At 58.0% G+C, this 12,221-nt stretch carries 7 protein-coding genes; 1 reads left to right on the forward strand and 6 read right to left on the reverse strand.

Annotated features, from left to right (window positions below; genetic code table 11):
* Positions 1–69: 69 nt before the first annotated feature.
* On the forward strand, positions 70–4,743 hold the full coding sequence (locus AB4Z35_RS01055) for an NEL-type E3 ubiquitin ligase domain-containing protein (protein ID WP_442095725.1): 4,674 nt from the start codon (positions 70–72) through the stop codon (positions 4,741–4,743).
* 50 nt (positions 4,744–4,793) lie between these two features.
* Here the strand turns inward: AB4Z35_RS01055 and AB4Z35_RS01060 are convergent, their stop codons facing one another.
* The 6 genes from AB4Z35_RS01060 to AB4Z35_RS01085 form a co-directional block, all read right to left on the reverse strand.
* Positions 4,794–6,047: a hypothetical protein gene (locus tag AB4Z35_RS01060; protein ID WP_442095726.1), complete on the reverse strand. Its 1,254-nt coding sequence runs from the start codon at positions 6,045–6,047 to the stop codon at positions 4,794–4,796.
* A gap of 38 nt (positions 6,048–6,085) precedes the next feature.
* Positions 6,086–6,580 (reverse strand): CS1 type fimbrial major subunit, encoded by a 495-nt coding sequence (locus tag AB4Z35_RS01065; protein ID WP_442095727.1) that lies wholly within the window; start codon positions 6,578–6,580, stop codon positions 6,086–6,088.
* A 16-nt stretch (positions 6,581–6,596) separates the two neighbouring features.
* The gene (locus AB4Z35_RS01070; protein ID WP_442095728.1) at positions 6,597–7,343 is read right to left on the reverse strand and encodes a molecular chaperone; all 747 of its coding nucleotides are present in this window, start codon (positions 7,341–7,343) and stop codon (positions 6,597–6,599) included.
* Positions 7,344–7,401: 58 nt separating this feature from the next.
* Positions 7,402–8,667 (reverse strand): hypothetical protein, encoded by a 1,266-nt coding sequence (locus AB4Z35_RS01075; protein WP_442095905.1) that lies wholly within the window; start codon positions 8,665–8,667, stop codon positions 7,402–7,404.
* A 29-nt stretch (positions 8,668–8,696) separates the two neighbouring features.
* Entirely contained in the window at positions 8,697–11,204 is a 2,508-nt protein-coding gene (locus tag AB4Z35_RS01080) for a CS1-pili formation C-terminal domain-containing protein (protein ID WP_442095729.1), read from the reverse strand.
* A gap of 104 nt (positions 11,205–11,308) precedes the next feature.
* Positions 11,309–11,800, reverse strand: a complete 492-nt coding sequence (locus AB4Z35_RS01085; protein ID WP_008000195.1) for a CS1 type fimbrial major subunit — start codon at positions 11,798–11,800, stop codon at positions 11,309–11,311.
* Between the last annotated feature and the right edge of the window lie 421 nt (positions 11,801–12,221).

The following is a 12,221-nucleotide window of genomic DNA, read 5'->3' on the forward strand; positions in this document are numbered from 1 at the left end:
GCGCTTTTTTTCGCCCTATCCGCGTACCTATCCTGATCGCTCCACTTCTGATCAACGGACGATCAAGCAATGCCCAATTCACTGAGCACGATTCACCAGGCGAGCCCGCCTGTCATCGCCCCTGCCGATAAAAGCATCCATTACGACCTGGTCAGCAAAGCCATACCCGAATGGTTGCGCAATGCGTCGGTTGCTCGTATCAGCGAGCTGAAAAGTGTCGAGTTGACACTTCCCGACTGGCACAAAAAGGCTTCGCCAGCGGCGCACCGAAATCTGAAAAATGGCGTCAAGCTCAACTGGGTCGCGCAAAACAATGTCGACCATGCACTGAGCAACCTGCAGGACGTCTACGCCTTCGCCAAACCCGTGCTGCAACAGGCGCTGAAAGATCGCTTCGGTGTCGAGGACGACGTCGAGCAGACCTGGCTGCGGCTGTATGTGCCGGCTAAAACTGCATTGCGGGTGCATGACTTTTCAGGCGCAACCACCAGCCGAACCGTTTCGCTGCTGGACGCCGCCCTGCATAACTTTTCCCGTGACGAGACTTTTGCCCCGGACTCCGAGTTCATCACCCGACCGAACACCCAGGGGCACTTCGCGGTAAAGCCACTGAAGCGCAAAATCAGCATCGACCAGTTCAAGTCCCTCTGCCGCGAACTGAATATCGGCGCCCGGTATCAACAGCACCTGAACGATTTTCTACAGTCGACCAATCCCGTCGCCAATAACGTCTTGCGCCACAAGGTCATTCTCAGCCAGAAGAGTGCGCTCAATGTCGCGGCACACATGGCCCTGATGAACAACGACATTGATCAGGACGCGTTTGATCTGGTGCAGGGTGTGCTCGTCGAGCGTGCGAATCTTCGCTGGAACGGCCAGGCCGTTGGCTACTACAACCTGGCAATGATGGACACGCGAATGACCGGCATTGTCATTATTACCCCTGATGTATCGACCGCCACCCGTCCTGTCCCCGTGCTGGTGTATGTCCCGCATGACCCGGAACATCCACTCAAGCAATACCCTTCGCCGCTTGAGTTCATGGCTGAACTGACTCGACAATTACGCGACGGCACCAATGCCCCCCCTTATCAGCAGTTCTTCAGCCAGTTCGTGGAGCATCAACAACGCGGGCATTTTTTTGCCGGTTTGAATGACCGATTGAGCAAGGTGAAATGGCAGCCGGCACCCCAAGGTTCCAACTTGCCCTCCTGGCGTGAAACCTCTGTGGATAACCCGGATCTGCAATTCAGTCTGTTGAATGTCGAGGCCGATCGCGGAACCGTTTTCAACGGCAATCTCTGGGACTACTTCTACCGACAGAAACTCAACAAAATCCTCAACGACTCCCGGGAAATCGCAATTTCCACTGAACTTGCCGACCGCATGGCGCGCTGGGCGTGGTGGGACAACCTGGAAAAAATGCTCTCCGACATCCTCAATGCCGCGCTGCTGGTGGTGACGCCGTTTGTCCCGGGCCTTGGCGAAATGATGTTGGCGTACACCGCCTATCAACTGACCGATGAAGTGGTCGAGGGCCTCGTCGATCTGGCCGAAGGTCGTTTGGCCGAGGCTGGTGAACAAACCCTCGGGGTACTGGAAAGCATCGTCCAGTTGGGCGCGTTCGCGGCGGGCGGCGCGCTGGGCAATGCTGCACGGACAAAACTCTCTCCATTTTTCGAGGGCCTCAAACCGGTGCGACTGGCTGATGGCCGCGCCCGTTTGTGGAACCCGGACCTCGCGCCCTATCAACAACCGGGTCCGGCACCAGCAACCAATGTCAAACCCGATGCATCGGGCATTTACCAACATCAAGGCCGCCGTCTCGTGCGCCTGGACGATCAGCACTTCGAAGTGGCGCAAGACCCGGTCACCGGGCAACACCGGATCAAACATCCACAACGACCCGATGCCTATGCGCCGAGCCTGCGCCACAACGGTCACGGCGCCTGGATCAGCGAAACGGAAAACCCGCGCGAGTGGGAAGGCTCGACATTGATGCGTCGTCTGGGCCACAGCACCGATGGTTTCAGCGATGAACAATTGGAGCAGATTCGTCAAATCAGCGGCACCGATGAAGGCGTGCTGCGCAGGGTGCACGTGGAAAGCGCACCACCGCCACCGCTGTTGACCGATAGCCTGCAACGTCTGGCTTCACCGGCCATTGCACCCGTTCCGTTATCCCCCGAGATCGCGCCGCTGTTCGGCGATTTCCCCGAGCTTCCGGCCACCGTTGCGGCACAAATCCATGCCCGTGCCAGCGCTGCGGAGCGTCAGTGGATAACGCAAAAAAGCCGTCTGCCCCTGCGCCTGAAGACCCAGGCGCGGGAACTTCAGTTCGAAACGCAAACGGTGCGAGCGGCCCAGGGTTTGTACCCGAGCGCCTCAATCACTCCCGACACCGAACGCCTGGTACTCGGCACCTTGCGTATCAACACCGACGCTTTCGGCGACTTGCGTCTGGAAATCCGCCAGGGCACTTTCGATGGTGAACTCCGGTGCAGCGCCGGGCCCGACAATGCCTCGCAAGTGCGCATCATGATTCGCGACGAAACGGGTAAATACCGGGTGCGCGACAGCGCGGATCAACCGATCCATGAAGACGACAGCTTTTTTGAAGCACTCCTGCACGCCTTGGGAAAAGACGGGCAAAAAGCCTTGGGCTACAAACCGGGCGACAGCGAAAAATTCCGGCAATGGCTCACCGTCAAAACCGAACCGCCCAGCGAACGCCGCACGATTCTGGCGCAACCACCGATTCGGCCGGTTGCCCAATACGAGACCCAATTACTGTTGCGTGGCGGTGCCCTGAGCAGGAGCGGCGTTACCTTGCACGAGCGCATTCAAGACCTGCACCCGCATTTCAGCGAAAGCGAGGTCGATGCATTTGCCAACGCCCTGATCGAAAAAGGTCAGCCGCTGCAGGCGATCGAACAGCATGAAAATGACCTTGATGAATTGCGCGTGATCCTCAATCGCTGGGAATACCAACAGCCTGAAGCCTGGGGACCGGACCCCGAAGGCTTTTTGGGTGGTGGTGGCAAGGACATTGCCCGGCGCCTGATCGACTGCTTCGAACGAAAAAACAGCGGGCTGGGCAACCTAACCGATCCAGACAGTTATGCCCTCGACCTGTCCAGCGACCTGTTGTCAAAAAACCTGGACACCTGGTGGTCAAAACGCCCCGAACTGAAGAAATTTCTCGACCGGATCACTGTGTTGAAACTCGATAACTCGCGCTTTTCCATTCAGCCAAACGGATTGTTGAAAGACTTCCCTCATCTACGCGAGCTCAGCGCCAGGAGCTGCGAGCTGACGGCTCTGCCAGAGAACATCGGCTCCATGCCACGGCTCGAACGCCTGCGCCTGAGTGAAAACGAAATCGTCCTCGACGCCCCTGCCGTTGAACGCCTCAAGCGCCTGACGTATCTGGAAATCCTCAGGCTCGACGAGAACCCGTTGGGCAGGCTGATCGACATCGGGCGCATGCCGCGCCTGAAAGTGCTCGGGTTGAAAGACACCGTGATCACTGCCTGGCCACAAGGCGTCTTCGCCAAACCCAGGCCTCGCGGCTTTGTACTGGACCTGCGTGACAACCCGATCGACCAGATTCCCGAAGTGGTTGCCGGCTCACCCCAAGCCCGGGTGGTCGCACGAACCCGGCTGGACGTCGGCAATCTTTCGCCGCTGAACCAACTGCGTTATCAGCAATATCGAAGCTCATTGGCGTTGCCACCGGAACCGGTATTGCCTGCGAACACCCGGCAAGAATTGGTAGTCAATTCGGTAACCTCCCTGGAACACTGGAACGAGGTGCCCGGTTGGGGCGTCGAGCGGGCGAACATCTGGTCGGAACTGGCAAACGAACCCCAGGGCCAACAATTCATGAAGGTGCTGCTCGATACCCAGAACAGCGCCGACTTCCGTACTGGCGGCGCGGCCCGCGACCAATTGCTGCAACGGGTGTGGCGCATGCTCGATGCCGTGTTCATCGACACCGCGTTACGCGAAAAGCTGTTCACCATGGCGATCGCTCCGGTCGATTGCGCCGATGCCGGTGCTCAACTGTTCAACAACATGGGCATCAATGTGCTGGCGTCCGAGGCCTATTCGTACTCCACCGATGCGTCAGAGCTGGAGAAAAAACTGGTGACCCTGGCCAAAGGCGCGGCGCGGCTGGAGCAAGTCAATGACGTCGCCCGGGCCGATGTCGACAGCCGCGGCGGCAACCCTGACGACGTCGAAGTCTACCTGGTCTACCAGACTGGCCTGGCGGATCGGTTGAACCTGCCCTGGCAATCCCGGGGCATGTTGTTCAGGCCCGTGTCCGGCGTCACCGACGCCATGATCGATCAAGCCCATGACACAGTGCTGTCCCTGGGCGAAGGCGATGGTCTGGTCAGCAGAATGCTCGAACAGCCTTTCTGGGAAGACTACCTGCGCACTACCTGGCCGGTTCGCATGGAAAGCAACAAGCTGCTGTTTCTGAACAAGTACGAGCAACTTGAAACTCTTCGCGCCACTCAGCTTGAATGGCTCTCGGCCCTTGAAGCCAAACGACCCGCCCTGCGCGAGCGTCTCAGGTCGCTCAAGAACGATCTGCCGGTGCCGGACACCGTGCTCTTCGCAGATGAACCGATCAGCGACGAAACCTTTGATCGGCTGCTGGTCGACCTGGGTGACGATGAAAAGGAACTGTCCAGACAGTTGACCCGCGCTGCATTGCGCAGGGCCGGACAGTAAGGCCGGGCGGTGAACCTGACAGCCGCTGCTGGCGTCAGGTTCACTGTCTTTCAAACGTCGGAATCCCAGATGACAGTGACGTTTCCGACATAGCGGCTGGCTACACCAGGTTGGAGCATCTGCGCCATCTCGTGGGATGCAATTTCAAAGTGCAATATGCCGGGACCTCGGTGCACATAGTGTCCGGTCTTGAAATGTTTGGCGTATGACGGCCCGGCCCGCAACAATTCGTACCTGACCGAATTCCCGGCAGTGTTAGTCATTCCCGGGGGCAGGCTGAGGTGGGTCTTCAATTTGACTGCGCGATTGGTAACCGCATCCTTGATTGTGCAGTCGTAGCCCTCGATCACACAGTCCAGTTCGACTTTGAACCGCGACGACGCTGAAATATGGAACACCTGATCACGAAACAGCCGCACCGGTCTGCGCCCGGCCTGCAGCCAGTTTTGCCAACCACCGTCGGGAACAAGCCGGACTTTTTCACCACCGGGCGGAATCTCGACTTTGAGCATGTGCTGCACATCGAGCACGAAATCCAGGGTCAGTTGATTATCGTTCGGGAGCATGACATCCCCCATGTCGAAGTCACCACCGGGACCGACGCTGTAATTCAGGCTGCCGGTGTAGAGCCCCGTAGACATGCCCATGGGGTTGGGCGTGCGCAGTTCGTAGGCAAAATCCAGATATGTATAGGACATTCCCGGGATCGGAAAACTGGCAACTTTGACACAAGCGCCTTCAGTCGGTGTTTTCCAGAAAAAACTGTAGGTGTTGCTGGTATACAACGCCATGCCGCTGTATTGGCATGGCGGTGCGGGAAAAACCCAGCCGGCGCCAACCCACAACAGGTCATGCCCCTCTCGTGCGGTCGGCGCCCCTGTCAGGTTCATCGAGGAGTCGCTCAGTACGTGGGTGGAACCGAAACCGGCAACGCGTACCTCGACCTGCTCCGACTCCTGGGTGTCCGCGTTGGTAACCGTCAACCTGCGCCATTGAGTCGGCAGCTTGAACATCGCACTGTTTCGCGCATCGGCATTGGGTTGCATGGCCTTGACCGACTCAAAGCGCAAGGGCAGGCGAATGCTGAAGATATTGTTGTCCCGACACACGCCGGGATACTGTTCGCAATAGCCGCTGACCGGGGTCGTGTTGGTAAATGTATTGCGCTGCGGATTAGCCGAGTCGGGGATGAACAGCGCCCTGATTTCCTGGGTTACCGCCGTTGCCGAGGGCGTGACGAAAACCAGCAGTGCCAACGAGCGGGAACCGCGTAGCCATCCCTGGAGCGAAGTCTTGAGATTCATGATCGTGCTCTATGAAGGTTTATTCAGCCGGGTTGGTTTCAGGGCGCTGCGGCATTGAAAACCAGATGGACATTGCCGTAATAGTGTCCGGTCTTGTAGCCGCCAGCGGGGACTCTCGGCTGGATGTCCAGCGCGAAACGCCCACCGGCGCGCGCCTGTTCTGCGCTCACCACTTGCCGGGGTTGCGGGTCGTGGCTCAGCTCCTGGCCGTTAAAACTGACACGCAAATAAATGTTCTGCTCGTCCCGGCCATTGGATAAGTACGGCTCGCTTTCCAGCCGAGCCTCGATTGCGCTGGTGTCGTGCTTGACGTCGAAGTTTTTGCGCAGGCCGCCCAGCGTCGAGGTGACGGGATTCCACGGCAATTGCTGTTCGAGGTGTATCCAGTTCGTTTCCGCAGGGATCACGTAAAATCCCAATGTCGGAATATCCACGGACACTTCGAAAGTGTGTTCTTCCCGGGCGGCGAACGTCGACGCGCTGGTCAGCATCAGCAGGCCAATGCACCAGGTGTTGGAAGTTTTCCTGCTCATGTCGGCTACCTGTTGGTCATTGCTTGCTGGCGATGCGCAGCGTTTTTTTCTCACTGCCTTCAACCAGGTTGAAGCGGTATTCGCGGCCGGTTTTCTTCTCGAATTCGAAGCTCTTTCCGGCGAGGATGTGATGCTTGGTGGTCGGTTCGCATTCGGTTTCGTTTTTCAGCGAGCAGTTGCGAAACTCATCGATCACCACCACGGTGTTGCCTTTGTTGCGCAGACGGTAACGTTCGGGTCCATCCTCTATCGCGGTGTCGAAACGACTGTCGCTCGGGCGCACGAAGAACACCGTGCCGAAGCCCGTCATGACATTGACGCCTGCCGAAAGGTTCTTCTTGTACTCCTCGCGCTCATCGCCGGAGACTGCAAACTCGTCTTCCTTTTCCGGCACGACAGGCACAAAGCGCACCCGGAAATAACGCTCCTTGTCGCGATTGCCCATGAGCAGCAGGCGCGTGCCCTGCATGCCGTTGGCCGGCACGATCAGCCGCGCCGGGCTGGCCATCAGACCATCACGACCACTGGCATCCGCCCGGGTCTTGACCGGTACTTCGCGTGAGGTGCCATCGGCCTCGTAGATGATTTCCAGGATGTTGACCTTGACGAAGGCAGTGGCATCGCCACTGTTGAACACACGCTTGAGATAGGTGCTCTTGTCGCCGTCCAGATAGTCGTAAACCGTACCGACGTTGATCTGCGGCCCGGCCTGAAGGCCGACGGAAAACCCGCTCAGAATCAGTGTCGCCCACAAACGCTTCATACCTTGCACCTCATGACATTGAACACAACACAGGCACGCGCCATCGCTAATTTGCCCATCAGACTTCCGAATCCCAGATCACCGTGACACTGCCTCTGTAGGTGGAGGCCACGCCGGGGCGCATCATGAATTCCATCTGATGCTGGGGGACCTCGAAATGCAGGGTGCCCGGCGCTCGATCCACATAAAAACCGGGTTGAAAATGCTGGGCATTGGCCGGGCCCGCTCGCAACGCACGCCACTTGACCGGTTGCCCGGCCATATCTGTCAAGCCATTGGGCAGGCTGACACTGACCCGCAGTTCAACCGCCCGTCTCGAAACCCGGTCATCGAGCATGCAGTCGTAGGGAAACCCGCTGATCTCGCACTCCAGCTGTATCTTGAAGCGCGAGGAGGCCGAAATATTGAAGGTCTGGTCCCGAAACAACCTCACCGGTCGCCGACCGGCCTGCAGCCAGCTTTGCCAGCCACCGGCCGGGGCCAGCTGGACTCTGTCGCCGCCAGGCGGGATATCCACTTTCAGGGTGTGCTGCACGTCCAGTACAAAATCCAGGGTCAGTACCGGATCGTTCGGAGTCATGACGTCACCGAAGTCAAAGTCGCCGCCAGGGCCGAGGCGGTAAGTCAGACTCCCGGTATAGATCCCGGACCCCATACCCAAAGGGTTGGGTGTACGCAATTCATAGGCAAAGTCGAGATAGCCGTAGGACATGCCAGGGATCATGAAGTTGGCGACTTTCACACAGGGAGTTGCATTGGGGGTTTTCCAGAAAAACGCATAGGTGTTGGAGCCGAAAAATCCGACGTGGGTGGATTGGCAAGGAGGCGTTGCATACAGCCAGCCGCTCCCCTTCCATAACCTATCGTGCCCCTCCTGGGCATTCGGAGCGCCCGTCAAATTGGCTGCCGTGTCGCTCAAAACATAATTGGAGCCAACGCCGGCAATACGCACTTCAACCCTTTGATTGTCTCCCGTCTCCTTATTGGTGACCGTCAGTGAGCGCCAGTCTCCTGGCACCTTGAACATGGCACTGTTGCGTGGACCGGAATTGGCTTGCATGGGTTTGCTCGAAGTCAAACGCGTCATCAGCCTGATACTGAAGGTGTTGCTGTTGCGGCAGATGTCGGGATAGAACTCGCAGTAGCCACTGGAGGGTGTCTTGTTGACGAACTCGTTGCGATGCGGGTTAGCCGAATCCGGCGTAAACAGCGCCCTGATTTCCTGGGTTGCAGCGCTTGCCGCAGGCGCAGCCAACGTGGCCAGCAACCCCAACCACAGACCGGGACGCCGCCATCTCGGCAATTCCATTTTTCTATTCATGATTGCACTCTCCGCAAATTGGCCCGGGCCATTTACCCGGCCTTGCGCGGGTTGTTGGTGGCATCGGCCAAGGTGTCCGGACTGCACCGCAGATCCCCGATCATCAACACGTTGTTCTCCAGGCGATGCTTGTCGACATCGAGTCGGAACTGACACAGCAAGCGGTCGGCATGCCGCACTTCCAGCGTCGGTGAGCCGGCGTTCATTTCCATGGAGAAGAAGCCGTCGACTTCACTCACGCCGCGACTGGCGTGGTTGATCACGTGATGGCCCTTGAGTGGCTGGCCCTTTGGATCGAGCAGTCGCCCGAGCACGGTCAGGGTTTTCATCACCCGGATCTGGCGGTATTCCACGCCGCCCTTGTTCAGGTGATAACGGGTGCGTGCCGGTGCGATGTTTGCCGCCGGAACGTGATTGCCTTCGAAGTCGAAACTCACCGAGCTGTTTCTGTAGGCCGTCAGCGGTATGAAATTGCGTCCCGGGTGCAACACCGAACTGCCGCCGCTCAGGTCATCGGCGCGCAAGGCAATGCCGTCGATGTCGGACTCGACATCGACGATCATCCCGGCGCCGCGTCCTTGATGCTGGCTGGTCAACGCCATGTGCTCGGCACCCACCACCAGGGTGCTGTCGAGGTTCAGGCCGCCAGTGAAATTGCCGTTGAAGGACGAGCGCTGGACAAAGCCGTCGCCGTTGACCGCATCGGTGCGAAAGTTAGCCAGGCTCGACAGGCCCATGCCGTAGGTGTCGGTCAATGCGGTCACCGATACACTCTGCAAGACGTGGTCCTGCCAGTCTTTGCGATAGCCGAGCGAGGCATTGGTGTCGCGGCTGCCATCGCGGGCGGTGCGCGAGCCGATACTGCCGGATACCTGTTGGCCCTTGCCGCCGAGCGCCACGTTGAGGCTCAGATCGACCCCGCGATTGCGCGCATCGTCGCTGCTGAAACTACCCGGGCGATCGAACAACGACAGGCGCCAGTTGGCGTCGCTGCCAAACAACTCGGTGCGCTGCGTCCAGCCCAGGTCTACGCCCATGCCTTCAACGTTGCCTTCGCTGTGGGAAACCCGCGCGTTGAGCGAGTTTTTGCGGCTGATCCGGTGGTTCAGCGCCAGGGATGAGTTGCTGGTCTCGCCGGTGAATACATTACGTTGGCGCACACGAGTGCCGTCGGGCAACGTGTCGAAAGTGTCGGTGGTATCGAGCCAGCTACGGTTGTGGCTGATCACCAGACTGCCGGCGCCATAGTTGTACAGGCCCTGCAGATCCAGGCCGGTGCCATGGTCCTGGGTTTGATAAACGTTGGCATACACGCTGGTGCTGTTGGCCAGAGACCAGTCGACGGAGCTGCCGAATTGCAGCTTCTCACGCTCCTGGCGCGCCGACAGTCCCAGCACCACCCGAGGGTGCAACAAGTAGTTCGCAGAGGCGCCGAAGGTCGCATCGCCACTGGCCTGCTGATCCCAGTTGCTGAGCAGTTTGCTTTCCTGACCGGCGAACAGGTTGTAGCGCCAACGCTCGTCGAGGTTGCGCCAGTTGCTGGGCTTGTACACCAGCTCCTGGGTGGTCGAGGTGATCTGGCCATCTTCGATCAGGCGCACTTCCACATCGTAAATGCCACCGGGCAATGGCCGGGTGTCCAGGGTCTGCAAACCGGCGGGCACCGATTGGGTGTTGATCAGCAAGCCATCACGAAAGATCTCCACCGAAGCCTGGCGGTTGGCGGTGACATAGATGGGATAAACACTGGGTTTCGGACTGTCGATTGCCAGGCTGTCGGAACTGCCATACATCACGCCCACGGCGGTGTCGGGGCTGGTCCCGAACGAGCGTGGCTGACGGGTCAGGCCTTCGGAATTGGGGGTGAAATAGCCCAGGCGGAAAAAGCGGCCCTCCAGTTCACGCTGGGTGAAAAGTTCGTGTACCGCGTGGAACGTCTTGTTGTCCGGGCCACCAAGACGGGCCAGTTGCATGTTGAAGGTCTGGCTCCAGTTGCCCAGGCTGCCGCTGGCCTCGAGGCCGAAGCGTCCGCCCAGGTCCTGATCCTGACCGCCATTGAGATTGATTTGGTTACGTACCATCAGGCCGCTGCTGCCACCTTCGGGTTGATCGTAAAAACGCCTGGCTTCGCTGGCGCGCTCGGCGTTTTCAGTGACGATCGACAGCAAAGAGTTTTCAAGGTTGTAGTGCACCGCCAGCATCTTCTCCGGGCACTGCCCCGAGCAGGCACCCAGTGCCACGCCGGGTTTGAGGATGTCGACCCAGGTCTGGCGCTCACTGTCGCCGGTATCGGTAAAATCGAGCAACGTCACCCGGTCATCGCGGGACAACACAATCATCGCCTCGCCGAGTGGCTGTTGATCGAGCTCGACCCGAACCGCCAGCGGCACATCGAAAAAGTGCTCCTCGAAATCCGCCGGCAAGCCTTTGGCCTGGGCCAGCAAACTTCTGGGCGTATTATCAATTGAAGTGGGCGCCGCAAATGCACTGCTACATAACAGCAACGCAAGCGCTGCCGCGATGGGCGTCATCGGGAACATGAACGAGTACTCTAATTACGAAGAAGTTGAACCCGACCGACAAGTTGAAACTTGCCGGCCGGTCACGTTACTCAAGCAAGTAAGCGCTTACGACTCTTTCAATTTCAAAGAGCAACAGGAGGAACTGCGTCGAACATCATGGTGACGGCACCGGTGTAATCACCCGGGGTAAAGGTAGTGCCGACAGCCTTGATGTTGAGTGGGGCGCGGTAGTTGACGTTCGACTCGGTCTCGCCGACCACCATTTGCGGCGTCGTGGTCAGGACTACATTGTTGAGTGCCACTTGCAGGTCGATCGACGTGGCGCCGGAGATCAGCTTCGGCACGCTTTCAAGGCTGGCGTGTACCGAACCGTTGTTGTTGCGCATGTCGAAGAAGCCGTTGACTTCGCCCATGGTACCGGTGGAAGGCCGGAAGCTCATGTCCTGGTCTTTGTTGACCAGATCCGGATCGACCGGGACTACATAAAAGCCGTTGGTCGGCACATGTGCAACCAGGCTGATGGAGTGACGGGCTTCACCCGCGGCAAAAACGGCGGAAGAACTCAGAGCCAGAACAGCCAGTGGAGCGGCAATCGCGAATTTCTTGAACATCATTCAGTACCTGTCTTTATAAAATTTTCGGTTCATTGAAAGTTCCGACAAAACAAAAAACCGTCACGAGCAGTTTTGTGTTCTCCCGAACTTTCAACGCCGAAGAATGATCAAGCAATTCTTCTGGAAAGTAAGCAGGAAAGTTCCATGAAGTGCGTAGCCAAAGTGCCACGACCACAGAAAGAAAAATACTGAATTATCGAAAAACTCACTGTTCGACTGTAAGAGACGGACTACATGAAGCCAATGATCGACTAATAACAGCCGACAAAGACACAGCAACTTCTGTAGGAGAGATATTACATAATCAATAAATAAAGGCGCAAATCGAATATTTAGAGAGTTAACACTAATTTCAACTTTTCCACCTCCATTAAAAGCAATTCCGGGAACGGTGAAAGCGCCATTTTCAATGACGGTTACG

This window comes from Pseudomonas sp. KB_15 (assembly GCF_052114525.1).
Lineage (GTDB): Bacteria > Pseudomonadota > Gammaproteobacteria > Pseudomonadales > Pseudomonadaceae > Aquipseudomonas.